The sequence below is a fragment of the Actinosynnema sp. NPDC053489 genome (genome assembly GCF_044544865.1).
Lineage (GTDB): Bacteria > Actinomycetota > Actinomycetes > Mycobacteriales > Pseudonocardiaceae > Actinosynnema.
In genome coordinates this window covers 1-24,295 of sequence record NZ_JBITXT010000004.1, presented here as the reverse complement: position 1 = coordinate 24,295, position 24,295 = coordinate 1, and the positions used below count along the sequence as shown (strand labels likewise).

General features: G+C 74.3%; 16 protein-coding genes. 11 read left to right on the top strand and 5 right to left on the bottom strand.

Features of this window, described 5'->3' with window-relative positions:
• Positions 1 to 12 precede the first annotated feature (12 nt).
• The 4 genes from ACIGNX_RS09895 (at position 13) to ACIGNX_RS09880 (ending at position 5,963) form a co-directional block, all read left to right on the top strand.
• Positions 13 to 1,644, top strand: coding sequence for an extracellular solute-binding protein (locus ACIGNX_RS09895; RefSeq protein ID WP_396538254.1), 1,632 nt, complete (start codon positions 13 to 15; stop codon positions 1,642 to 1,644).
• 73 nt (positions 1,645 to 1,717) lie between these two features.
• On the top strand, positions 1,718 to 3,250 hold the full coding sequence (locus ACIGNX_RS09890; RefSeq protein ID WP_396538252.1) for a xylan 1,4-beta-xylosidase: 1,533 nt from the start codon (positions 1,718 to 1,720) through the stop codon (positions 3,248 to 3,250).
• 2 nt (positions 3,251 to 3,252) lie between these two features.
• Positions 3,253 to 3,945 carry a glycosyl transferase gene (locus ACIGNX_RS09885; protein WP_396538250.1) on the top strand — a complete coding sequence of 231 codons (693 nt, stop codon included), beginning with the start codon at positions 3,253 to 3,255 and terminating at the stop codon, positions 3,943 to 3,945.
• Entirely contained in the window at positions 3,942 to 5,963 is a 2,022-nt protein-coding gene (locus tag ACIGNX_RS09880) for a beta-galactosidase (RefSeq protein ID WP_396538248.1), read from the top strand. The genes ACIGNX_RS09885 and ACIGNX_RS09880 overlap by 4 nt, the downstream gene beginning before the upstream one ends.
• Positions 5,964 to 5,975: 12 nt before the next feature.
• Here ACIGNX_RS09880 and ACIGNX_RS09875 read toward each other — a convergent pair whose 3' ends face one another.
• Together ACIGNX_RS09875 and ACIGNX_RS09870 are read right to left on the bottom strand one after the other, a co-directional pair.
• Positions 5,976 to 7,955 (bottom strand): alpha-glucuronidase, encoded by a 1,980-nt coding sequence (locus tag ACIGNX_RS09875; RefSeq protein WP_396538246.1) that lies wholly within the window; start codon positions 7,953 to 7,955, stop codon positions 5,976 to 5,978.
• Positions 7,956 to 8,103: 148 nt separating this feature from the next.
• Positions 8,104 to 9,270, bottom strand: a complete 1,167-nt coding sequence (locus tag ACIGNX_RS09870) for an SGNH/GDSL hydrolase family protein (protein WP_396538244.1) — start codon at positions 9,268 to 9,270, stop codon at positions 8,104 to 8,106.
• Between the two features lie 236 nt (positions 9,271 to 9,506).
• Between ACIGNX_RS09870 and ACIGNX_RS09865 the strand changes: the two genes are divergently transcribed.
• From ACIGNX_RS09865 to ACIGNX_RS09855, 3 genes are all read left to right on the top strand, one after another.
• A complete protein-coding gene (locus tag ACIGNX_RS09865) occupies positions 9,507 to 10,808 on the top strand; it encodes an ABC transporter substrate-binding protein (protein ID WP_396538242.1) in 1,302 nt (433 codons plus the stop codon).
• 180 nt (positions 10,809 to 10,988) lie between these two features.
• On the top strand, positions 10,989 to 11,891 hold the full coding sequence (locus ACIGNX_RS09860; protein WP_396538240.1) for a carbohydrate ABC transporter permease: 903 nt from the start codon (positions 10,989 to 10,991) through the stop codon (positions 11,889 to 11,891).
• The gene (locus ACIGNX_RS09855; protein ID WP_396538238.1) at positions 11,888 to 12,703 is read left to right on the top strand and encodes a carbohydrate ABC transporter permease; all 816 of its coding nucleotides are present in this window, start codon (positions 11,888 to 11,890) and stop codon (positions 12,701 to 12,703) included. Before ACIGNX_RS09860 ends, ACIGNX_RS09855 begins: the two co-directional genes overlap by 4 nt.
• On the opposite strand, the gene ACIGNX_RS09850 is transcribed toward ACIGNX_RS09855, so the two are convergent.
• A complete protein-coding gene (locus ACIGNX_RS09850) occupies positions 12,684 to 17,039 on the bottom strand; it encodes an HAD-IC family P-type ATPase (protein ID WP_396538236.1) in 4,356 nt (1,451 codons plus the stop codon). The two genes, ACIGNX_RS09855 and ACIGNX_RS09850, sit on opposite strands and share 20 nt — an antisense overlap.
• 442 nt (positions 17,040 to 17,481) lie before the next feature.
• Here ACIGNX_RS09850 and ACIGNX_RS09845 point away from each other — a divergent pair, with 442 nt between their 5' ends.
• From ACIGNX_RS09845 to ACIGNX_RS09830, 4 genes are all read left to right on the top strand, one after another.
• On the top strand, positions 17,482 to 17,901 hold the full coding sequence (locus ACIGNX_RS09845; RefSeq protein WP_396538234.1) for a hypothetical protein: 420 nt from the start codon (positions 17,482 to 17,484) through the stop codon (positions 17,899 to 17,901).
• 71 nt (positions 17,902 to 17,972) lie between these two features.
• Entirely contained in the window at positions 17,973 to 18,539 is a 567-nt protein-coding gene (locus ACIGNX_RS09840; protein WP_396538232.1) for a QsdR family transcriptional regulator, read from the top strand.
• A 113-nt stretch (positions 18,540 to 18,652) separates the two neighbouring features.
• Positions 18,653 to 20,011, top strand: coding sequence for an alpha/beta hydrolase domain-containing protein (locus ACIGNX_RS09835; protein WP_396538230.1), 1,359 nt, complete (start codon positions 18,653 to 18,655; stop codon positions 20,009 to 20,011).
• Positions 20,008 to 21,294 carry a hypothetical protein gene (locus ACIGNX_RS09830; RefSeq protein WP_396538228.1) on the top strand — a complete coding sequence of 429 codons (1,287 nt, stop codon included), beginning with the start codon at positions 20,008 to 20,010 and terminating at the stop codon, positions 21,292 to 21,294. The genes ACIGNX_RS09835 and ACIGNX_RS09830 overlap by 4 nt, the downstream gene beginning before the upstream one ends.
• Positions 21,295 to 21,350: 56 nt before the next feature.
• On the opposite strand, the gene ACIGNX_RS09825 is transcribed toward ACIGNX_RS09830, so the two are convergent.
• Positions 21,351 to 22,604, bottom strand: coding sequence for an amidohydrolase (locus ACIGNX_RS09825; RefSeq protein WP_396538226.1), 1,254 nt, complete (start codon positions 22,602 to 22,604; stop codon positions 21,351 to 21,353).
• An 87-nt stretch (positions 22,605 to 22,691) separates the two neighbouring features.
• Positions 22,692 to 23,900: an alpha/beta hydrolase family esterase gene (locus ACIGNX_RS09820; RefSeq protein WP_396538224.1), complete on the bottom strand. Its 1,209-nt coding sequence runs from the start codon at positions 23,898 to 23,900 to the stop codon at positions 22,692 to 22,694.
• Positions 23,901 to 24,295 lie beyond the last annotated feature (395 nt).

The window sequence follows — 24,295 nt, the reverse complement described above, 5'->3', positions numbered from 1 at the left end:
GGAGACAGCACGATGAGAACGAAGTGGAAGCGCGCGCTGGCGACCGCCGTCGCCGGCGGCCTCGTGGTCGGCCTGGCGGCGTGCAGCGAGGACGGCGCCGACGCGGGCGGGGGGATCAACCTCGACGGCAAGAAGGCCGCGGCCATGGCCGACTACCGGGCCGGCACGCAGTTCAAGGCCACCGAACCGCTGGACGTGAGCCTCCTCTTCCTCGACCAGGCGCACTACCCGCTCAAGGACGACTGGCTGCTGTGGAAGGAGGTCGCGCAGCGCACCAACGTCACGTTCAAGCCCACGGTCGTGCCCTACAGCGACTACGACCAGAAGCGCGGCCTGCTGATCAGCTCGGGCAACGCGCCGACGATCATCTCCAAGACCTACCCGGGCCAGGAGGAGCCCTTCGTCTCCTCGGGCGCGATCCTCCCGGTCAGCGACTACCTCGACCTGATGCCGAACTTCAAGGACAAGGTCGAGAAGTGGAAGCTCCAGCCGGAGCTGAACACCCTGCGCCAGGAGGACGGCAAGTTCTACGTGCTGCCCGGTCTGCACGAGAAGGTGCAGCAGGACTACACGCTGGCGTTCCGCACCGACGAGCTGCAGCGGCTCAACCTCCAGGCGCCGAAGGACTGGGACGAGGTCCACACCGTCCTCAAGGCGATCAAGGCCGCGCACCCGGACGCCTACCCGCTGTCGGACCGCTTCGAGGGCAAGTCGATCCTCAACATCGCCGCCCAGACGTTCGGCACCCAGGCCGGGTGGGGCTACGTCAGGAACACCACCTGGAACGACTCGGCGCAGAAGTTCGACTTCACCGGCACGATGCCGGAGTACAAGCAGCTCGTGGAGTACTTCCACCGGCTCGTCGCCGAGGGCCTGATGGACCCGGAGAGCTTCACGCAGAAGGACGACGCGGCGATCCAGAAGTTCGCCGGCGGCAAGTCCTACGCGATCAGCAGCAACGCCCAGAACATCATCAACGACTACCGGCCGAACGTCTCCAAGATCCCCGGCGCGACCGTGGCGAAGATCCCGGTGCCCGCGGGCCCGAAGGGCGACGTGCTGCGCGGCTCGCGGCTGGAGAACGGCCTGATGGTGTCGGCGAAGCTGGCCGAGAGCGACAAGTTCGTCGCCACCATGCAGTTCATCGACTGGCTGTGGTACTCCGACGAGGCCCAGGAGTTCACCAAGTGGGGCGTCAAGGGCACCACCTACGACAAGGACTCCTCGGGCAAGCGGACGCTCAAGCCGGAGATCGCCTTCGGCGGCATGAACGTCGGCGCGCCGAAGAACCTCCAGCGCGACTTCGGGTTCCAGGGCGGTGTGTTCAGCTACGGCGGCGCGACCGAGCTGGTGCAGTCGATGTTCACCGAGGAGGAGCTGGCGTTCCAGAAGACGCTGGCGAACAAGAAGCAGCTCCCGCTCGCCCCGCCCGCGCCGCTGAGCGAGGAGGAGCGCGAGCGCGCGACCCTGTGGGAGACCCCGCTCAAGGACCTCGTCACCCAGGCGACGCTCCAGTTCATCCTCGGCCAGCGCGACCTCTCGACGTGGGACGCCTACGTCAAGGAGCTGGAGGCCAAGGGCATGAACGACTACGTGGAGCTGGTGAACAGCGCGTACAAGCGCTACAAGGAGAAGAACGGCTGACCGGCCGCGACGGCCGCCGCCCGCTGACGGTGGCCGGGTCGCGGACCCGGCCGCCGTCGTCCCTGGAGGGTACGTGAACCGCATTGCCGTCCCCGGCGAGCCGCTCGGCCGCCTCTCCGAGTCGTGGCGCCACTGCGTCGGCACCGGCCGGCTCAACCTCGCGCTGCGCGCCGACCACCAGGAGTCCCTGGCCCTCGTGCAGCGCGACATCGGGTTCCGCTTCCTCCGCGGCCACGGGCTGCTGTCCGACGACATGGGCGTGCACCGCCGGTCCGGCGACGGGGTGACCCGCTACTCGTTCACGTACCTGGACCAGGTGTTCGACCGGTTCCTGGAGCTGGGCATCCGACCGTTCGTGGAGCTGGGGTTCATGCCGACCGCGCTGGCCTCGGGCGAGGACTCGGTGTTCTGGTGGAAGGGCAACATCACCCCGCCGCGCGACTGGGACGAGTGGGCGGCGCTGGTCCGCGCCGTGGTCGGTCACCTGGTCGACCGCTACGGGTTGGACGAGGTCCGCGGCTGGCCGATCGAGGTGTGGAACGAGCCGAACCTGGTCAACTTCTGGAAGGACGCCGACCAGCAGGCGTACTTCCGCCTCTACGAGGTCACCGCGCGCACCGTGAAGGACGTCGACGCCGGCCTCCGGGTGGGCGGTCCGGCGCTCTCGCCCGGCTCGGACGAGTGGTGGGCGCCGTTCGCCGAGTTCGTCACCCGCCGGGACGTGCCGATCGACTTCGTCAGCAGGCACGCCTACAGCTCCGGCCCCGCCCAGCACGTGCCGTTCGGCACCTATCAGACCCTGGCCGCGCCCGCGACCCTGCTGGACCAGTTCGACGCGCCGCGCAGGCACCTGGCGGGCACCGCCCTGGCCGGGTTGCCGGTGCACGTCACCGAGTACAACAGCTCCTACCGGCCGGACAACCCGATCCACGACACCGCCTACCACGCGGCCTACCTCGCGCCGGTGCTCACCGGCGGCACGGAGCTGGTGGACTCCTACTCCTACTGGACGTTCTGCGACGTCTTCGAGGAGGAGAACGTGCCGACCTCGCTGTTCCACGGCGGGTTCGGCCTGCTCACGCACCGGCAGGTGCCCAAGCCGACCTACCACCTCTACGCCTTCATGGCCCGGATGGGCACCCACGTGCTGGCCCGCGGCGACGACCACCTGGTGTGCGCCGCGGACGACGGCCGCGTCACCGCGCTGGCCTGGCAGCCGGTCGGCGGCACCGACGCCCCGGACGCCCCCGAGCGGCACGAGGTGCGGCTGTCGGTCCCGCTGGCGGGTCCGCGCGCGTTCCTGCGCCGCGAGCGGGTCAACGAGCACGACGGCAACGCGTTCGGCGCGTGGCGCGAGCTGGGCCGCCCCCGCTCCCCCGACCGGCGGGCGCTGGAGGTGCTGCGCGACTGCGCGCGCCCGGCCGTCGAGCACCGGTCGGTGGCGGTCGTCGGCGGGCGGGTCGAGCTGGACCTGGCGCTGGCCCGGCACGAGGTGACCTTCGTCGAACTCACCCCCGTGCGCGCCGAGGCGCACGAGGGGCTGGACGACCGGCGGCTGCTCGGCGCATCCGACGACCGGCTCGTCGCGCCGCACGAGAGGCCGTGACGGTGGCCGCGCGATCCCCGGGCGACCCCGCCGCCGAGATCGGCGCGGGCATCCTGTCGCGCGTCGCCGCCGTCGTGTACTGGTTCGTCGTCATCGAGGCCATGCTGCTGCTGACCACGGCCCCCGGCTTCCTCGCCCTGCTGTTCCTCGACCGCGGCGCCGGCAACGCGCCCCTGGTCGGGCTGTGCTTCGCCCCCGTGGGACCGGCGCTGTCGGCCGCCGTCTACGCCTGGCGGGTGTTCCTCGGCGACCGCGACCTCTCCCCCGCCCGGCACTTCCGCCGCGGCTACCGGCTCAACTGGCTCGACGTGCTGCGCTGGTGGCTGCCCGCGCTCGCGCTGCTCACCGTCATCGGCTTCACCCTGGCCAACCTGGGGCTGGCGGGCGTTCCCGCCGGGTACGGCGTCGTGCTGCTGGTGGTCGCGGTGGCCGTGCTGGTGTGGTCGGCCCAGGCGCTCGTGCTGTCGTCCGCGCTGTCGCTGCGCACCCGGGACACCGCGCGGCTGGCGTCCTACTACCTGGCCGCCCGGCCGGCGAGCGCGCTCGGCGCGTTGTCGCTGCTCGTCGCGGCCGGCGGGCTCGTCGTGCTCACCTCCGACTGGGTGCTCGCGCTGCTGGCCTCCCCGTTCACCCTGCTCCTGCTGCGCAACGCCGAACCGGTGCTGCGCGACGCCACCGAGAGGTTCACCGCGTGACCTCCCAGCCCAGGATCGGCTACGGCGGCGACTACAACCCCGAGCAGTGGCCCCGGGACGTGTGGGACGCCGACTACGCCGCCTTCGCGCTCGCCGGCGTCGACACGGTGACGCTGGGCGTCTTCGCGTGGGCCCACCTGCAACCCGCCGAGGACCGCTACGACTTCACGACCCTGGACGCCATCGTGGACCGGGCCGCGGCCGAGGGCGTGCGGATCGTCCTGGCGACGCCGAGCGGGGCGATGCCGCCGTGGCTGGCGCACGCCTACCCGGACGCGTGCCGGGTCGACTTCGAGGGTCGGCGGCACGTCTACGGGCAGCGGCACAACGCCTGCCCGTCCTCCCCCGACTTCCGCCGGCTGTCGGTCGCGCTGGCGGGCCGGCTCGCCGAGCGGTACGGCGACAACCCGGCCGTGGTGGCCTGGCACGTGGGCAACGAGTACGGCGGCGCGTGCTGGTGCCCGGCGTGCGGCGCGGCGTTCCGCGGGTGGCTGCGCGACCGCTACGGCTCGCTGGACCGGCTCAACGACGCGTGGAACACCGCGTTCTGGTCGCACACGTTCACCGACTGGGCCCAGGTCCAGCCGCCCAACGCGCTGTCGGAGCACTGGCGCGGTCCCGACCACACCGCGTTCCAGGGCATCACGCTGGACTACCGGCGGTTCACGTCGGACGCGCTGCTCGGCGGGTTCCTGGCGGAGAAGGCGGCGATCCGGCAGCACTCCGCGGCCACGCCCGTGACCACGAACCTGATGGGCCTGTACCAGCCGGTCGACTACCACCGGTGGGCGCCGCACCTGGACTTCGCGGCGTGGGACAACTACCCGCCGGAGGACCGGTCGTCGTCCCGCACGGCCGCGCGGATGGCGCTGGCGCACGGGCTGGTGCGCGGGCTGCGCGGCGGCGAGCCGTTCTGGGTCATGGAGCAGACGCCGTCGGTCACCGCGAGCCGGGACGTCAACCCGGTCAAGCGGCCCGGCGTGCTGCGGCTGTGGTCCTGGCAGTCGGTCGCGCACGGCGCGGACGCCGTCCTGTACTTCCAGCTGAGGCAGTCGCGGGGCGCGTGCGAGAAGTACCACGGCGCGGTGCTCGACCACGCCGGCCGCACGGACACGCGGGTGTTCCGCGAGGTCGCCGCGCTCGGCGCGGAGTTCGCCCGGGTCGGTGACGCGCTGCTGGGCGGCCGCACGCCCGCGCGGGTCGCGCTGCTGGTCGACTGGGACAGCTGGTGGGCCGTGGAGCTGTCCGACGGGCCCAACCGCAACGTCCGCTACCTCGACGTGCTGACCGCCTACCACCGGGCGCTGTGGCAGGCGAACGTGCCGCTGGACGTGGTGCCGGTGACCGCCGACCTGTCCGGCTACGACGTCGTCGTCGCGCCGCTGCTGCACCTGGTGAAGGGCGACCTGGCCGAGCGGGTGACGGCGCTGGTGGAGGGCGGCGGCACGTTCGTCACCACGGCGCTGTCCGGACGGGTGGACGAGTACGACAACGCGTTCCTCGCCGACGTGCCCGGCCCGTTCGCGTCGCTGCTCGGGCTGCGGGTCGAGGAGACCGACGCCCAGAGGCCCGACGTGGTCAACCCGGTGACGCTGTTCGGGACGCGGCACGAGGCCCGGCAGGTGTTCGAGGTCGTCGTGCCCGACGACGCGCAGGTGCTCGGCACCTACGGCGCGGACTTCTACGCCGGCACGCCGGCCGTGACGCGGGCGGCCAGGGGTCGCGGCCACGCGTGGTACGTGGCGACGTTGCTGGACGACGACGGCGTGGCGGCGGTCGTGCGCGCGGCGCTGGCCGGGCACGGGCCGGTCGGACCGCTCGGCGACGTGCCGGACGTGGAGGTGACCGAGCGGGTCGTGGCGGACGGCACGCGGTACCTGTTCGTGCTCAACCACGGCCCGGCGCGGACCGTGCCCGCCCCGGTGGACGGCGAGGACCTGCTCACCGGGCGGCGGCTGCGGACGGGTGAGGAGCTGGACCTCGCCCCGACGGCCGTCCTGGTGATCCGCCGCGCGTGAGACGGTTCGCCGTCAGTGGATGGTCCGGCCGTGCGCGTCCGGCACGCCCGACTTGCGGAAGAAGTAGGTGTTGACCTGGTCCCGCCACTCGACCGCGCACCGCAGCTGCTCCCGCAGCAGCACGGTGACCCGCTCGAACACCTCCGGCGGCACGTGCCCCTCGACCTTCGCCCACGTCTCGGCCATCCGGGTCACCTCCTCGCAGCCGGCGAAGTGGGTGTCGTAGATGTGCTGGATCACCGTCGTGCCCGAGTGCAGGACGTGGTGGTAGGGCACGTGGTGGAAGAACAGCAGCAGCTCGTCCGGGCACGTCCGGGTCGACTCGTAGACGTCCCGCCACGGCGCCGGGAACTGGCCGGTGAAGCCCGTGCCGGTGGCCCGCGTGCGGTCCACGCCCACGCCGTCGCGGTCGGCGAAGTGGTAGGTGCCCCAGCGCGAGTACTCGTACCCGTCCACGTTCGGCCCGTAGTGGTCGCCCGGGTTGACCATGAAGCCGACGCCCAGCGGCGCGGTGTAGCGCTCGTAGGTCGACCACGAGCCGTCCATCACCTCGTGCAGCGCCTGCCCGACCGTGGCCGCCTCGCCGAACGTCAGGCCGATCCACTCGTCCAGCACGGCCTCCGGCGCGAGCCGGTCGTCCCACGCGAGGCGGCCGAACCCGAACAGGTTGGCCTGCGCCAGCGGGTGCCCGGTCCAGAACGGGTCGTCGCCCACGTTCGACACCGCCACCACGCCGCCGGCCGGCCCGGTGGCGCGGCCGGCGGCGACGTCCGCGACCGCCGGACCGCCCTCGCCCCACGGCCGGAAGCCGAGCACCTCCCGCCACTGCGGCACGAGGTGGCACACGTGCTTCTGCTGCCCGGTGTACTCCTGGGTGACCTGGAACTCGACCGCGAGCCGGGTGCGGGGCATGGCCGCGATCACCGGCGACAGCGGCTCGCGCACCTGGAAGTCCATCGGTCCCGCCTTCACCTGGAGCACCACGTTCGGGTCGAACGCGCCGTCCAGCGGGGCGAAGTGGTCGTGCGCCGCGCGGGCCCGGTCGGTCGAGCGGTCGCGCCAGTCCTGCCGGTGGTCGTAGACGAACGCGCGCCAGAACACCGTACCGCCGAACGGGGCGAGGGCGCGGGCCAGCGCGTTCGCGCCGTCGGCGTGGTCGCGGCCGTAGTCGAACGGGCCCGGTTGGCCCTCCGAGTCGGCCTTCACCACGTACCCGCCGAAGTCGGGGATCGCCGCGTACACCGCGGCCGTGGTGCGCGCCCACCAGTCCCGCACCGCCGGGTCGAGCGGGTCGGCCGTCGGCAGGCCGCCGAGGGTGATCGGCGCGGCGAAGCCCACCGACAGGTGAACCCGGATGCCGTGCGGGCGGAACACCTCCGCCAACCGGGCCGCGTCGGGCAGCAGGTCGGTGAGCAGCCGCGCCTCGGTGCGGTGCACGTTGACGTTGTTCAGGCCCACCCGGTTGACGCCGATCGAGCCGAGCAGCCGCGCGTAGGCGCGGGCCCGGGACAGGTCGGCCCGGACCCTGCCGTCGGCGTAGAAGATCGACCCGCCCGCGTAGCCGCGCTCGACCTGCCCCATCACCGGGTGCGGGTCGAGGTTGTCCCAGTGGTCCAGCATGCGCAGCGGTTGGCGGGGCGCGTGCCGCGCCGGCGGCGCGGCACCGGTGAACGCCGCCTCGCCCTGCCGCACCACGTGGTGCAGGCCGTACAGCAGGCCGACGCCGCCGGTCGCGCGCACCCGCGTCGTGCCGCCCGACCGGCCGACCGAGAACGCCTCCGGATCGGTCTCGCCCGGGTCGGGCGCGCACACCAGCTCCAGGTCGGCGGGACCGGTGGCGACGAGCGCCCCGCCGTGCCCGGCGGTGGCCGCCGCGACCTCGGCGCGCACCGTGGCGACGACCGGCCCGTCCCCGGTGACGCGGACCCGCCGCGAGCCGAGGGAGCGGAACGCGGCGGTCGGGAGCCACGCGGGGTGCACGCCGGTCGTCAACGGGGTCCTCCCGGTCCGGGACAGGTGACACGACCAACCTAGGTCGGCTCCGGTTCCCGGGCAAGGAGGATGACCAGTCCACTGTCGACGGTCAAGGACACGCTCGGCTACGAAACTTTTGCGCGGCAAGCCATTGCGGTGAACCGTCTCAACCGGACCGCTCGAACAGCTCCAGCGGGACGGCGTCCGCGAGCGCCCGGTAGCCGGCCGGGGACAGGTGCAGGTGGTCGCCCTCGTCGTAGGCCGCGAGCAGGCGGCGCGGGTCGTGCGGGTCGCGGACCGCCGCGTCGAAGTCGAGCACCGCGTCGAACGCACCGCCGGTGCGGACCCACTCGTTGACCGCCTGCCGCGACGCCTCGCGGTGGCCGTCCGGGTCGTCGTACGCCTCGTTGCCGCCCAGCGGCGTCAAGGTCGCCCCGTACACCGCGATCCCGTGCGCGTGGGCCCGGATCACGATCTGCTCGTAGGCCGCGCAGAGGTCGTCCACCAGCCCGGCCTGCGCGGCGGCCGCGGCGTCGGCGGTGCAGACGTCGTTGACGCCCTCGAACACCACCAGCCAGGACACGCCGGTCAGCGCGAGCACGTCGCGGTCCAGCCGGGCCAGCGCGCCGGGGCCGATGCCGTCGTTCAGCACCCGGTTCCCGCCGGTGCCCTGGTTGAGCACGGCGACGTCGGCGGTGGCCGGGTTCGCCCGCAACCGGGCCGACAGGTGGTCCGGCCAGCGGTCGTTGCCGTTGGTCGTCGAGCCGCGGCCGTCGGTCAGCGAGTCGCCCAACGCCACCACCGCGCTCGCCATGCGCTCCGACCACACCTCGATGCCGCTCAGGAAGTACCAGTGGTCGGTGGTCGCCGCGCCGGGCAGGTCGTGGGCGGCGACGTGGTCGCCGGCCAGGAGGTGGGACGTCGTGCGGGAGCCCGGGTGCGCGGTGACCCGCTCGGACGCCTGCCCGTCGGCCAGGTGGACCGTCACCGCCAGGTTCTCCTCGGGCCGCACCGGGAACTCGACCGGGTCGGACACCACCTGCGCCCCGACCGGCACCACGACCCCCGCCCGGCCGCGGAAGGTGACCGGCCGCACCGACCCCGGCTCCACCGCCGCGACACCGGCCCGCCCGCCGACCGGCCGCGCCACCGTTACCGAGGTGAGCGGCAGCGGCGCACCGCCGAACGCGTTGGAGAACCGCAGCCGCAACCGCTCACCGCCGACGGTGGCGCGCGCGGTCTGCCGGAGCGTCGCGTCGGCGAGCACCACGCCGTCCCGGGTGAAGGGCGCCGGCGGGAGGTCGGCCGGGCCCGGCGCCTGCGGCGCGGACACCCACGTGTGCACCCAACGACCGACCGGTGATGCGCTGGAACTCATGGGTGGACCGACCTCCGCGATTCGTCAAGGGGATCAAGGTCAACAGGATCAGGGGCGTGCGCCCGGGCACGCACGCTACCCGGCTGGTCCCCGCGGTTGCGCCGTCCGGGCGACCCCCGGTGTGACGGGGTGTCCCGGAGGGAACCGTGTCCGTGACGTCGCCGGCGACGTCGGGACTCGGGAGGGCGGGCATGCGGTGGCTCCTGGTCGCGTTGGCGTTGGTCGTCTCCGGCTGCGGCGGGCTCGGTGCCGACACCTCGGACGCGCTCGTGACCATGGGCTTCGGCCTGCCCGACGAGCACGCGACCGCGCGCGTGGCGGTGTTCCGCCAGGCCAACCCCGACGTGGACCTGCGCATCAGCGAGGGCGCGTTCGACGAGCAGCAGTTCCTGTCCTCCGTGGCCGCGGGCGACCCGCCCGACCTGGTCTACGCGGACCGGCGCAAGCTCGGCGGCTACGCGGCGCGCGGCGCGGTCCAGGGCCTCGACGACTGCCTGCGCGAGCACGACGTCGACCTCGGCCGGTTCCGCGAGGCCGCGCTGCGGCAGGTCACCTACGAGGGCCGGGTGTACGGGGTGCCCGAGTTCTCCAGCGTGCGGTTGCTGATCGTCAACAACCCGGTGGTGCGGGCGGCGGGCGTCGACCCGGCGTCGCTGTCCACGACCGACTGGGCCGGTCTGGGCGCGCTGACCGACCGGCTGGCTGAGGTCGACGGCGGTCGGGTGCGGCGCATCGGGTTCGACCCCAAGGTCCCCGAGTTCCTGCCGCTGTGGGCCAAGGCCAACGGCGCGGAGCTGGTCGGCCCGGGCGCCCGGCTGGACGACCCGCGCGTGGTCGAGGCGGTCCGCCTCACCACCGACCTGGTGGCCCGGCAGGGCGGTTGGGCGTCGTTCAAGGCGTTCCGCGACACGTTCGACCAGTTCGGGGCGAACAACCAGTACGCGACCGGGCAGCTCGCCGCGATGCCGATGGACTCCTGGTACCTGAACACGCTGGCGACCAACTCCCCCGACGTCGACGTGACCATCGCGCCGTTCACCGACCGCGAGGGGCGGGTGCTGACCGAGTCGGGCGGGCAGGCGTGGGCGATCCCCAAGGGCGCGCGGCACCCGGACCTGGCCTGCCGCTTCCTGGTCACGATGACCGACACGCGGACGTGGGTCACCGCGGCGACCGCCCGGCGGGACGCGCTGGCCAAGGCCGGCCGGCCCTACGGCGGCACGTTCACCGCCAACCGCGAGGCCGACGAGCGGATCTTCCGCGAGGTGTTCGACCCGAAGGGCAACCCGATCCTGCAGCGGGGCGTGCCGGTGGTGCTGTCGTTGCAGGACGAGGCGTTCGCGCTGCCACCGAGCCCGGCGGCGAGCGAGTTGGTGCGGGCCTGGGAGGGGGCGGTGAACCGGGTGCTGGTCGGGCAACAGGACCCGCAGGAGGCGATGGCGCAGGCGCAACGCGAGGCGGAGCGCGCGCTCAAGCGGGTCGGCGGGAGGTAGCGCGGTGAGGGTGGACGGGCGCGAGCCGCGGGCCGGTCGGCGAGGCGCGCGGGTTGTGGCGGATGGGCGCGAGCCGCGCGGGCGAGGGGCGCGGGACGTGACGGACAGGCGCAAGCCGCGAGCGCGAGGCGCGTGGGTGACGGGGAACGGGCCGCGCGCTCACCGGCGGGAGGGGGCGCGGTGACGGTCGGCAGGCGCGAGTCGCGGGCCGGGTGGCTGTTCCTGCTGCCCTGGGTGATCGGGTTCCTGGCGTTCACCGCCGGGCCGATGCTGCTCAGCCTCTGGCTGTCGCTGACCCACTACGACATGCTCAAACCGCCGGCGTTCGTCGGCCTGGACAACTACCGCGAGGCGGTGACCGACGAGCGCGTCGGCACCGCGCTGTGGAACACGGTGTTCTTCACCGCGCTGCACGTGCCCGCGCAGATCGTGCTGGCGCTGGCCCTGGCGGCGCTGCTGCGCCGGGCCGGCCGCGGCAGCGGGTTCTTCCGCACGCTGCTGTACCTGCCGGTGATGACGCCGCCGGTGGCGTTGGCGGCCCTGTTCCTGCTGCTGCTCAACGGGCAGCACGGCGCGGTGAACGGGTTCCTCGGCTGGTTCGGCTTCCAGGGGCCGAACTGGACCACCGACCCGGCGTGGATCAAACCCGGCCTGGTCGTGATGGGCCTGTGGACCGTGGGCAGCACGGCGGTGCTGTACCTGGCGGCGCTGACCCGCGTGCCGGTGGAGCGGTACGAGGCGGCGCGGCTGGACGGCGCGAGCCCGTGGCGGCAGTTCTGGCACGTCACGCTGCCGGGCATCAGCGGCACGGTGTACTTCACCGTGGTGGTCAACACGATCGCCTCGTTGCAGGTGTTCACCGAGGCCTACGCGATGTTCTTCGGCGCGCGCGCCAAGGCGTCGGCCGAGGGTGACGCGGCCCTGTTCTACGTGATCCACCTGTTCCAGGAGGCGTTCGGGTCCCTGCGCATGGGCTACGCGTCGGCGCTGGCGTGGCTGCTGTTCGCGGTGATCGCGGTGATCACCGCCGTGCAGGTGCGGCTGTCGCGCCGGTACGTGCACTACGAGGGTGAGCGGTCGTGAAGCGCGGCGCGGTGTGGGCGGCGCTCGTCGTCGTCACGGTGGCCTTCGGCTACCCGTTCTGGTGGCTGGTCAGCGCGTCGCTGAAGGACCGGGCGCACGTGTTCGACAACGCGCTGCTGCCCCGGCCGTTCTCGCCGGGCAACTACGTCGAGGTGTGGCGGGCCGTGCCGCTGCTGACGTGGATCGGCAACAGCGTCGCGGTCGGGCTGGCGGCGGCTGCGACGGCCACGGTGGCGAGCGCGCTGGTGGCGTTCGGGTTCGCGATGTTCCGGTTCCCGGGCCGCGACGCGCTGTTCGGCGTGGTGCTGGCGACGATGATGCTGCCCGGCGCGGTGACCATGGTGCCGGTCTACCTGGAGTGGCACGCGCTGGGCCTGGCCACCACGCAGGTCCCGCTGTGGGCGCAGAACCTGTTCGGCTCGGCGTTCTACATCTTCCTGCTGCGCCAGTTCTTCCTCGGCCTGCCGCGCGAGGTGTTCGACGCGGCGAAGGTGGACGGTGCGAGCCCGTGGCGGCTGTTCACGTCCATGGCCCTGCCGCTGGCGAAGCCCGGCCTGATCGTGGTGTTCGTGTTCGAGCTGAAGGCCGCGTGGACCGACCTGGTGAAGCCGCTGATCTACCTGCGCGACCCCCAGCTGTACACGGTGCCGCGCGGGTTGAAGGCGGTGCTGGACCGGTTCGGCGAGGGCGGCGAGGAGCAGTGGGAGCTGGTGCTGGCCGCGAGCACGATCGCGACCGTGCCGATGGTCCTGCTGTTCCTGGTGGCCCAGCGGCACTTCATGCGCGGGACGGTCACCCAGCACGTCGAGTGACCAGCGGGGTGAGCACCAGCCCGAGCGCGTTCGCGGTGACGGCGCCGGCCAGCGCGATGCCCCAGCCGACCGGGCCCAGGGGCGTGCAGCCGAAGAACCGGCTGACGCCCGGGGTCTGGATCACCGCGCCGAGCGCGGCGGCCGAGCCGAGGCTCGCGACCAGCACCGACCGGTCCCACCCGCCGGTCAGCAGGGTCTGGCCGAGCTGGGTGCCGACCAGCGCGGCCAGCGCGACGGTGCTCGCCCGGCGCGCGCGGCCGGTGAGCCGGGCCGCCGTCCACGCGGCCGACGCCCCGAACGCGGTGGTGAGCGCGCGGGCGGTGATGTCCCTGGTCAGCGCGTCGCCGAGGGACGACGACGGCCCTTCGCGCAGCAGGTCGGGCACGGACTCGCGGGTGGGTCGGCTCACCGCGATGGCCATGGCGGGCGCGAGGTCGGTCAGCAGGTTCATCAGCAGCAGTTGCCGCGCGGTCAGGGGCGACCGGCCGGTGAGCGCGGACCCCAGCACGCTGAACGCGATCTCGCCCAGGTTGCCGCCGAGCAGGATCGCGAGCGCCTCGCGCACCGACGCCCACATGGCGCGGCCTTCCACCAGCGCCGCGATGATCGTCTCCAGCCGGTCGTCGGTGACCACCAGGTCGGCGGCGGCGCGGGCGGCGGGCGTGCCGCGCCTGCCCAGGGCGATGCCGACGTCGGCGAGCCGGATCGCGGGCGCGTCGTTCGCGCCGTCCCCGGTCATCGCCACGACGCGGCCGAGCCGCTGGTAGGCCTCGATGATCCGCACCTTGTGCGCCGGCGTGCAGCGGGCGATCACGTCGACCGCCGGCAGCAGGGCGTCCAGCTCGTCGTCGGACAGCTCGTCCAGCCGCGCCCCGGTCACCACGGTCACGTCCGGGTCGCCGTTGACCTCGCCCGCGATCGCCTCGCCGGTGGCCGGGTGGTCGCCGGTGAGCATCACGATCCGCACGCCCGCCTCGCGCAGCTTCGCCGCGGCCGGTGGCGCGCCGTCGCGCACCGGGTCGGACAGGGCCAGGAAACCCAGCAGGGACAGGCCGCGCACGTCGTCGTCGGTGACCGCGTCGCCGTCGAAGCCGGCGCGTTCGGCGACCGCGAGGACCCGGTGCCCGCGACCGGCCAGCAGCTCCACCCGCCGCTCCAGCCGGCGCAGCTCGCCCGGGTCGACGTCGCAGCGCGGCAGCACGGTCTCCGGCGCGCCCTTGACGCTGAGCAGCAGGCGGGCGCCGACCCGGCCGACGGTCGCGTGGTAGCCGCGGGAGGGTTCGAACGGCAGCGCCTCGACGCCGGTCCAGCCACGTGCGCCGGTCGTCGGGCCCACCCGGGCCCGCAGCGCGCCCTCCAGCACCGCCCGGTCGGTCTGGTGCGCGAGGTCGGCCGGGTCGGCCGCGGCGGGCGTGGCGCGCACGGCGGCGGCCAGGACCGGGCGCAGCCCGTCGGGCAACTGCCGCGGGTCCGCGCCCCGGCGGCCGTTGTCGACCCGGCTCACGGTCAGCCTGCCCTCGGTCAGCGTCCCGGTCTTGTCGAAGCACAGCACGTCGACCCGGCCGAGCGCCTCGATCGTGCGCGGGTTGCGCACCAGCGCGCCGTGACCGGCCAACCGCCGGGCCGCGGCGAGTTGCGCGGCGTTGACCAGGAACGGCAGGCCCTCCGGCACCGACGCGACGGCGAGGTTCACCGCCGCGCCCATGCTCTGCCGCAGCGGCACGCCCCGCAGCAGCCCCGCGCCGGTGACCGCCACCGCCGAGCCGAGCGCGACGGGCAGCGTCTTGCGGGTCAGGTCGGCCAGCCGCGCCTCGACGCCCGTGGTCGGCGCGTTGCGGCGGGCCGCGGCCAGGCTGCGGCCGACCTCCGTGGCGTCACCGGTCGCCACCACCACGGCCACCGCCTCCCCGGCGGCGATCGTGGTGCCCTCGTAGAGCATCGAGGCGCGGTCGGCCAGGTCCGAGGCCACCACCGGCGCCGGGTCCTTCGGCACGGGCAGCGACTCGCCGGTGACCGACGACTCGTCCGCCTCCAGCCCGTCGCCCTCGACCAGCCGGCAGTCGGCGGGCACCACGTCACCCGCGACCAGGCGCACCACGTCGCCGGTCACCAGCTCGTGGGCCGTCACCTCCCGCTCGCCGCCGTCGCGCACGACGGTCGCGCGCACCGCCGACCGGCCGAGCAGCGTGGCCAGCGCGCGGTCCGTCACGACCTGCTGCACGCTGCCGATCAGCGCCGACACGCCCACCACGCCGGCCACCAGCGCCGCGTCGACCGGGGAGCCCACCGCCGCCGAGACGGCCGCGCCACCCGCGAGCACCGGCGTCAGCGGGTTGGCCAGCTCCGCCAGGAACGCGCTGCCCAGGCTCGTGCCGACGGCCTGCCGCCCGGTGGACGTGCGCTGCCTGCGCTGCGCCTCGCGCTCCGACAGCCCCTCCCGCCCCGAACCCACCCGGTCCAGCGCGGTCGCCACCGGCATCAGGTGCCACGGCTGCGCGGCGGCCGGTGCGACGACGGCACCGCTGCCGGGCAGCCGCCGCACCCGCCAGACGGCGTCGGCGAAGGCGACGGCCGACGCGCCGTCCACCGCGCGCACCGCGTTGCGGGCCGCCGCCGGACCGCGCGTGCTCAACGCGCCGACCGCGCCGATCCCGCTCGCCGCCTGCGCGAGCATGATCGCGTCCCGGGTGACGCCGCGCGCCGCCGGCACCGCCTCCACCACCAGCACGACCGAGTCCAGGTCGCGGACGAGGACGTGCGCGCCCCACGGCGGCGGCTCGCCGTCGCGGACCACCCCCACGCCGCAGTCCGCCGACCCGAGCGCGCGCCGGTTGTCGGACACCAGCAGCACCACGTGCCCGTTGCCCTGCAACTCGCGCACCGCGCCGACCAGGCCGTGCCCGGACGGCACGACGTGGTCGGCGAACCGGGCCGGGAGGCGGTCGCGGTCGGTGCCGACGACCACCCGCAGCCCGGCATCCCGCGCCGCCGCCGCGAGCGCGTCCACCGCCGGCGGCACCTCCACGTCCACCGCCAGCACGGCGTGCAGCCGACGGTCCCCGGCCAGGCCGAGCACGATCCCGTGCCCGGCGAGCCGGCGCCGTTCCCGCACGCCCCGGCGCCCCCGCGGGTCGAGGAGGTCGACCGGGCCGATCGCCCACCCGCCGTCCCGGCGCACGGCCGCCGGGTCCGCCGGGTCGAACAGGGCGAACGCCCGCTCGGCCGCTTCGGCGGACCCGGTGCCCGGCAGCGGCACCAGGTCGGTGAGCGCCCAGCGGCCCGAGCCGAACGCCGTCTCGTCCAGCACCAGCACGTCGACCGCCTCCAGGCGGCGCAGCACCGACCGCTCCATCACCAACGCGCCCCTGGTCGCCAGCACGCGGCCCAGTTGCGCGGCGAACGCCGCCTGCCCGACCGACGGGGCCTTCGGCAGGCTCGCCACGCCGAGGGCGGCGGCCCGGCGCGGCCCGGCGACCCCGGCCGCCGCCGCGGCGACCGCCGCGCCCGCCGCCAGCGCCCGCCGCGCGTAGCGGTCGGCCGGGCCCTCGGGGAACGGGAGGGGCCGCTCCACGGTGATCGGCTCCGCCGCGGCGTCGTCCGGGCCGTGGATCAGCTGCGACTCGGCGGCGCACCACGCCCGTTCGTGCGCCTTGACCTCGCGCCACTGCTGCACGCGCTGCGCGACGTCCAGCAGCGTGCCCTGGCTGCGCGAGGCCAGGCCCTGCACCAGGGCGGCGACCACGGAGGTGGCGGTGCCGGCGCGTTCCCGGCCCCGCAACCGCCCGGCGGCCAGCTCGCGCAATCCGGGGTGCAGGTCGACGGCGCCGATCACCGCGCCCAGCTCGGCGGGCACCGGCGCCCACGGCGCCAGCTTCGTGAGCGCGGCCAGCGCCAGGCCCGCCGCGTCGGCGGCGATCGCGGGCAGCAGCCGGGTGCCCTCGAGGCCGTCCGCCGGGTGGTGCAGCTCGTCCTCGACCAGCCGCTCGTCGTCCGTGGCCGGCTCGGACTCGGCCCGCCGCACCAGCTCGACCAGCTCCTCGATGGGCGGCGCGGGGTGCCCGACGGCGAGGATCACCCGGGCGGAGGGGGCGTTGACGCGGGCCCACAGCACGCCGGGGTGGCGTTCCAGCTCGCGTTCGACGCGCTCGGCCACCTGCCCGCCCTGCGGGCCGTGCACCCCGTGCGCCTCGATGTGCACCCGCCCCGCGCACGACCACACCCGGCGGCGCTCCCGGCGCGGCGCGGGGGTCTGCTCCAGCGGGGCGAGCGCGAGCCCCACCAGCCCCCTGGCCAGGTCGCCTGCCGCGCGCACGGGGTCGATGCCGAGGAGTTCCACCGTGCCTGTCTTCCCGGTCCGGAGGCGGCTAAGCGCCACGATCGGGCGGTTGACGAGCCGCGCGTCAGTCCTCGAAGACCACCTCGGCCCACCGTGGTGTGCCTGCCCCCCGGTCACCACTCGCAGCGCGTCGCCAGGCCCGCGACCAGCGGCAACCCCGTCCGAGCCGCCACGGCGCACGGCCCGGACGCGCAGGCTGACGACCAGCGCCTCGCGCCACCGGTCCAGGACCAGCTCCGCGTACGGCGGGGAACCGTGCCGCCGGCTGTCACACCCGGCAGCGTCCCACCGGAGGTGGGCCGCCCGAACCTGACGACTGCCTCGCGATCGCCGGACGGCGTTCCGACGTGTGGTGGTTCCCGAGCTGTGACCTCGGAAAACGAGACTTTGATAACATCGTGTCACGGCCGACGCGGGCCGTCCGCTCGACAAGGATGGCAGCGTGACCAAGGCACAGAAGATCGCAGCGGCGTGGGCGAGCCTGCCCGTGTCGGAGTTGACCGACCAGGTCCGCCTCCTGGTCAAGGCCCGGGACGCCGCCGCCCGCGCCGTCTGGTCGGCGGTGCGCGAGGACCCGGTGGTCGCCGCGCGCGTGCGCGGGGCGTTGGCGGGCCTGAAGGCGGAGTACCGCGGTCACCGCGACGAGGCCATGTGGCTGATGTGGATCGGCCAGGTCCAGCAGCAGCTCGCCGTGCAGCCGGTGGCGGCGGTCGTGGTCGAGGACGTCGTGCCCGAGCTGGAGCCCGTCGTGGAGTCGTGGGAGCCGCAGGCGTGGGAGCCTCGGCCGCAGCCCGCGGCGCCGCGGCCGGTCCACGACGCGCCCGCCGTGCTGTTCCAGGAACCGGCGCCTGTCGCGAAGTAGCTCCCGCCGACCGCGGCACGCGATGATGCGGGTGGGCCGGACGGGCGTGCCGGCGGAAGCGAGGTGCGGCGGTGGGGTCGACCGGCGCCCGGCGGGTGGTGAGCCGGGAGCAGGTGGTGCGCGGGGCCTGCCGGTTCTTCCTGCGGCACGGTCGGGTCGACATGGACGCGCTGGCGACGAGCCTCGCCATCAGCCGCGCGACGCTGTACCGGGTGGTGCACAGCCGTGACGGGCTGCTCGCCGACGTGCTGTGGGCGCTGGCCGACCGGTCGCTGGACCGGGCCCGGCGGGAGCGCACCAACGGCGGCGTGGAGGGCGTGCTGGAGGTGACGCGCCGGTTCGTGGCGGAGCTGCGCGCGGCCGGGCCGTTCCGGGCGTTCCTGCGCGGGGAGCCGGAGACGGCGGCGCGGGTGCTGTTCCACTCGGGCGGGGTGCACCGGCGGGCGGTGTCGGCGCAGAAGGAGATCCTGCTGGAGGTCGACGGCGGGCCGTGGTCGACGGCGGCGCTGGACCAGGTGGCGTTCCTGTACGTGCGCATCGTGGAATCGGCCCTGTACGCGGAACTGCTCACCGGCGCGCCGCTGGACCCGGCGCTGGCCGAGACGGCCGCCCGCACGGTCCTCCTGCAACACCGCTGACCCCCTCCCCTGCTGCGACTGCGGTCTCACGATCGGCCGCCGTCCTGGTGCGCGCTGTGCGCGCCTGGTTACCGTCGGCGATGATCCCATCCCCCATCGCTGTGGGAGCCGGTATGCCCCCTCCACCCTGGCGTCGGGTCGGCCTGGTCGCGGCCCTGCTCGGGCTGCTCCTCCCGACGTCCCTCCCCGCCTCCGCCGCACCCGCGGGCCCCGTGCCGCTCGTCGTCGGCCCGCTGCCCGGGACCGTGCCGGGCGACCGGCTGGCCGAGCGGATCGAGGACACCTACCCGTTCTTCGCCACCACCGACGACCTGGCCTCCGCCGGGTACGTCGAGCAGGAGTTCCACCTGTCCGGCACGGCCGACGCCCACGCCGCCGACGGCACGCAGCTCGCCACCGCCGTGCCCTACGCGACCCGGGTCATCGTCCGGCGACCGGCGCGGACCCGGGAGTTCAGCGGCACGACCCTGGTCGAGTGGCAGAACGTCACCGCGGGCTACGACCTGGACGCCCTGTGGAACGCGGAGTCGGTCGTCCGCGCGGGTCACGCCTGGGTCGGCGTCTCCGCGCAGCGCGTCGGGGTCGACCAGCTCCGGGCGTGGAGCCCGGCCCGCTACGGCGCCCTGGACGTGACCGGCGGCGGGCGGTTCACCGCCGACGAGCTGTCCTACGACGTGTTCACGCAGGCGGGTCGCGCCGTGGCCTCGGGCGCGGTGCTGGGCGGGCTGCGGACCAGGACGTTGCTGGCCGTGGGCGCCTCGCAGTCCGCCGGCCGGATGACCGTGCTGTACGACCGGGTGCTGCCGCGGCAGCACCCGGTGTTCGACGGTTACGGCTTCATCGTCGGCCAGGCCCCGACCAGGGTCGGCGCGGAACCGGTGTTCCAGGTCCTGTCCGAGACCGACGTGCGCACCACCCGGCGCCCGGCCGACACCGACCGCTTCCGCCGCTGGGAGGTGGCGGGCGCGGCCCACTCCGGGTACCAGGGCCAGTCCTACCGCGCGCCGATCTCCGAGCGCGACCTCGGGGGTGCGCCGCAGTACCGGTGCGACCGCCCGCCGTTCAGCCGCGTGCCGATGCACCACGTCACCGCCGCCGCCTACGACCACCTGCGCCGCTGGGTCGAGCGCGGCACACCGCCGCCCACCGCCCGGCCGCTGGAGTTCGAACCGGACGGCGTCACCAAGAAGCGGGACGCGGAGGGCCTGGCCCTGGGCGGCATCCGGCTGTCGCAGGTCGTCGCCCCGCGCGCGCTGAACACCGGCGACAACTCCGGCGAGGCGTTCTGCCGGCTGTTCGGCACGCACGTGCCGTTCGACGCGGCGACGCTGGCCCGCCTCTACCCCGGGCGCGGCGACCACGTGCGCCGGGTCGTGGCGGCCGACGCCGCGAACGTGCACGCCGGTTACCTGCTGCCCGCGGACGCGCGGCGGAACCTCTCGGATGCCCTCGAGATCGGAGCACGGCGATGAGAATCGCGTTGGCGGCGTTGATCGCCGCATTGGTGTCCACCGTCGTCGTCTCGGCGCCCGCGCGCGCCGAGACCCTCACCCCCATCGTGTTCGTGCACGGCCAGCAGGGCTCGGCCCAGCAGTGGCAGTCCAACGCGAAGCGGTTCTCCGGCAACGGCTACCCCGACGCGCTGCTGCACGCCTACGAGTACGACACCAGCGTCCTCACCAACGACCACGCCATCGCGGGCCTCGAAGCGTTCATCGCCGACGTCAAGGCGCGCACCGGATCGTCCAAGGTGGACGTCGTGGCGCACTCGCGCGGCACGATCGTCCTGCACACGTACCTGTCCTCCCCGGCACGGGCGGCGTCGGTGCGCCGGTACGTCAACGTCGACGGCCGGTCCAGCGCCACCCCGCCGGGCGGCGTCCCGACGCTGGCGCTGTGGGGCAGCCTGCAGCCCACCGGCTTCATCGGCGGCGCGGTGAACGTCCACCTCACCACGCTCGGCCACACCGAGACGACCACGTCGGCCGACGGGTTCGCGCACATGTACCGGTTCCTGCGCGGCAGGTCCGCGCTCACCACCCGGGTGCTGCCGGAGCTGCCGACGGCGGTCCGCATCGCCGGCCGGGCGACGTACTACCCGGAGAACGAGGGCGTCGACGGCGTGGTGCAGGTCTGGCAGCTCGACGGCAGCACGGGCGCGCGGGTCGGCACGCCCCGGCACACCGTCCGCACCGGCTCGGACGGCTCCTTCGGCCCGCTGCCGGTCGACGGCCGCGAGCACTACGAGCTGGTGGTGCTGCGCGAGGGCCAGTCGCCGCACCACTTCTACTTCGAGCCGTTCGAGCGCAGCGACCGGTTCCTGCGGTTGCAGCTCTCGCGGCCCGGCGGCGTCACCGACAACATCGACCGCTGCTCCACGCACACCGCGCTGACGATCATCCGCAACCGCGAGTGGTGGTCCGACCAGCTCGACAGCGACCGGTTGGAGCTGAACGGCGTCAACGTGCTGGCACCGGCCGTCTCGCCGCGGCTGCGCCAGGTCCTCGCCGCGTTCGCGTTCGACGACGGCTGCGACCTGGCCTCCACGCCCGGTGTGGTGCTGCCGCCGTTCGCGACGCTGCCGTTCCTGACCGGTGTCGACGCCTACCTGCCCGCGCGGGCCGACGGCGGCGGCACGATCCGGGTCACCGAGGCCGCCCGGGGTGACGCCGGGCGCACGCGCACGATCGCGGTGCCGAACTGGCCGTCGGACGCGCACTCGGTCACCGTGCAGTTCAACGACTACCTCGACTGATCACACCCGGTGCGGCGAGGTGGTGGTGGACCGCCACCACCTCGCCGCACCTGGCGTCAGAAGCCCAGCGCGGTCAGCGCCGCGTGCGCCATCACCCGCACCCCGACCGCGAGCGCGCGCTCGTCCGGGCAGAACGACGGCTGGTGCAGGTCGCCGTGCGGGCCCTCGCCGGACCACGTGCCCAGCCGCGCGTACGAGCCGGGCACGTGGTCCAGGTACCAGCCGAAGTCCTCGCCGCCGGTGGACTGGCCGGTGGACGTGACGGCCTCCGGCCCCAGCGCGGCGGTGACGGCGTGCTGGAGCAGCGCGGTGCTCTCCGGGTCGTTGTCCACCACCGGCACGGCGCGGACGTGGTCGAGCTCGAACCGGACGCCCGTCGGCCGCAGCAGCCAGCCGACGATCTCCTCGACCAGCGCGGGCAGCCGGTCGTTCACCGCCGGGTCGCCGGTGCGCAGCGTCCCGCGCAGGAGCCCCTCGCGAGCCGGCTCCGGGGCGTCCATCGCGCCCCACGCCAGCACCGTGCCCGACCTCGGGTCGACGCGCCGCGCCAGCATCCCGGGCAGGCCGGTGGCCACCGCGCCGAGCGCGTGCACCACGTCGGAGCTGAGGTCGCCGGGCCGGCCCGTGCCGCGCACCCGCAGCTCCAGCATGTCGCAGGCGGAGGTGATCGGCCCGACCCTGGTGCCGACCCGGCCCACCGGCACCTTGGGGTCGCAGTGCAGGCCGAAGATCCGCTCGACGCCCACGACCCCGCCGGCCGCGATCACGTCGTGCGCGCCACCGGGCTCCTCCTCCGCGGGCTGGAACAGCAGCCGCACCCGCCCCGGGAGCGCGGGCGCGGACGCCAGCGCCGCCGCCGCGCCGAGCAGGACCGCGGTGTGCACGTCGTGGCCGCACGCGTGCGAGACGCCGGGGACGCGGGACGCCCACGGCTCCCCGGTGGTCTCCGGCACGGCGAGCGCGTCGATGTCGGCCCGCAGCGCGACGCACCGCGGCCCGGTCCCGACCTCGCAGATCACGCCCGTGCCGGTCGGCAGCACCCGCGGGCGCAGGCCGAGGGACCGCAGCAGCTCCTCGATCAGCGCCGTGGTGCCGAACTCCTCGCGCTTGAGCTCCGGGTTCGCGTGCAGGGTCCGCCGCCACGACCGCACCAGCGCGAGGTTCGCCCCCAGCCACCGGTCCAACCACCCGGGACCGCGGCCGGCCCCGAGGTCGACCGGTGGCGGCGGCGCCCCGACCGGCGGGCGGGCGGTGACGACGCCCGGGCCGCCGGTCGAGGTGGGCGAGGGCTCGCTGGCAACAGAGGTCATGCCACATCCTCGTGCACCGGGAGTGCATGATCCACTGCTGACCGTCACAACCGCCCGTTCGGGTGGCCCTGACAACCGGCACGGTGGTCAGATCGCCGAGCAGTCGGTCTTGTCCGTCCAGTCCGCGCCGCACAGGTAGAGGGCGAACGGCGTGTTGTAGCCGTAGCGCGCGCCCAGGAGGTTGTACTCGCCGACGTCGATCCGCCGGGCCACGTAGTGCTCCGTGGCCGTGGCGGTGACCTTCTCCGCGTACGGCGGCGCGGGCGTCGTCGTGGTCGGGTTGCCGCCGGTCGTGGTCGGCGTCGTGCCGCCGCCGTCCAGCCCCCAGAAGCGGGCCAGGTGGTAGGCGGCGCAGACGTCGACGTCGAGCATGTAGGCCGCGGTGCCCCCGCACTGGGTCGCGCCGGTGCCCGGGTCGACGGGCTGGCCGTGGTTCATGCCGGTGATCGAGTAGTGCTCGACCGTGCCGCCGTAGACGCGGTGCGGGTAGCCGCCCACGGTGTCGCTGACGTCGGGCACCTGGTCGGTGCCGTTGACGTTCGTCCACTGCTCGACCAGTTCCGCGCCGTTGAGCGGCGCCACGGTGGTGTCGGCCGAACCGTGCCAGATGGACACCTTGGGCCGCGGGCCGGAGTACGCGAAGGCCGCGCGGACCTTGTCGCCCCACTGGGCCGGGGTGAGGTTCGTGCCCGGGTTCATGCAGCCGAACGCGGCCGTCATCGTGGTGGCGCACTGGTAGGGCAGCCCGGCCACGATGCCGCCGCCGGAGAACACGTCCGGGTACGTGGCGAGCATGACCGCGGCCATCGCGCCGCCCGCGGACAACCCGCTGACGTACGCCGAGGTCGCGCCGTTGTCCTGTTTCGCCCTGTCGACCATCTGCTTGACCGACAGCGCCTCGCCCGAGCCGCGGCGCGTGTCGCCCGCCTCGAACCAGTTGAAGCACGAGTTGGCGTTGTTCTGCGACTTCTGCTGGGCCGCCACGACGGTGAACTTCCAGCGGTCGGCGAGCTGCAACCAGCCGGTGGCCGCGCCGTAGCCGGTGGCGTTCTGGGTGCAGCCGTGCAGGGCGACGACGACCGGGCGGCCCGCGGGCAGGTTCGCGGGCACGTAGCGGAACATCTGGAGGTTGCCGGGGTTGGAGCCGAAGCCGGTGACCTCCTGGAGGGTCGCGGCGGCGGCCGGTCTGGGCGACGAGACCAGGGCGACCACCGCGGTCACCGCGACGGCCACCACCGCGACGAGTGCCGGCACGGGACCGCGGCGGGCGATCCGGGCAGGGTGACGATCCGACATGGGCGCATCCTCCACGTTGAGTGATGGCGATCACGTTCGACAGCCCGACGCTAGGAGCGCGCCGGGCGGTTCGTCGCTGGTGACCCGCGCCACTCTTCGGGACGCGCCGGTGTGTGGTGCCGCCACTCGTGTAGCACCACCTCCGATACTTTCGTAAGCCGGAGAAGGTAGTGCCTTTGCCGCAGATTACGAACTTCACCTGCGTTCTTGCGTCTCTATAGGCGTAGGTCAATCCTTGACTCCGACGATCAACAGCCTTAGTTTCCCGAAAGCGTCACGCTTCTGTATCGCAACTTTCGGTCCGGTTCGGCAGTGCTCCCGCTCGTCAACCCCCTTGGAGGATGTGATGTCCCGAACCGCTGTCACCGCCGCCGGCGTTCCCGCCGCACGCGGCA

Excerpts from the sequence above, each read along its gene's own strand:
- ACIGNX_RS09895 (WP_396538254.1), top strand. The coding sequence starts at position 13 with ATGAGAACGAAGTGGAAGCGCGCGCTGGCGACCGCCGTCGCCGGCGGC.
- ACIGNX_RS09865 (WP_396538242.1), top strand. The coding sequence starts at position 9,507 with ATGCGGTGGCTCCTGGTCGCGTTGGCGTTGGTCGTCTCCGGCTGCGGC.
- ACIGNX_RS09835 (WP_396538230.1), top strand. The coding sequence starts at position 18,653 with ATGCCCCCTCCACCCTGGCGTCGGGTCGGCCTGGTCGCGGCCCTGCTC.
- ACIGNX_RS09830 (WP_396538228.1), top strand. The coding sequence starts at position 20,008 with ATGAGAATCGCGTTGGCGGCGTTGATCGCCGCATTGGTGTCCACCGTC.
- ACIGNX_RS09825 (WP_396538226.1), bottom strand. The coding sequence starts at position 22,604 with ATGACCTCTGTTGCCAGCGAGCCCTCGCCCACCTCGACCGGCGGCCCG.
- ACIGNX_RS09820 (WP_396538224.1), bottom strand. The coding sequence starts at position 23,900 with ATGTCGGATCGTCACCCTGCCCGGATCGCCCGCCGCGGTCCCGTGCCG.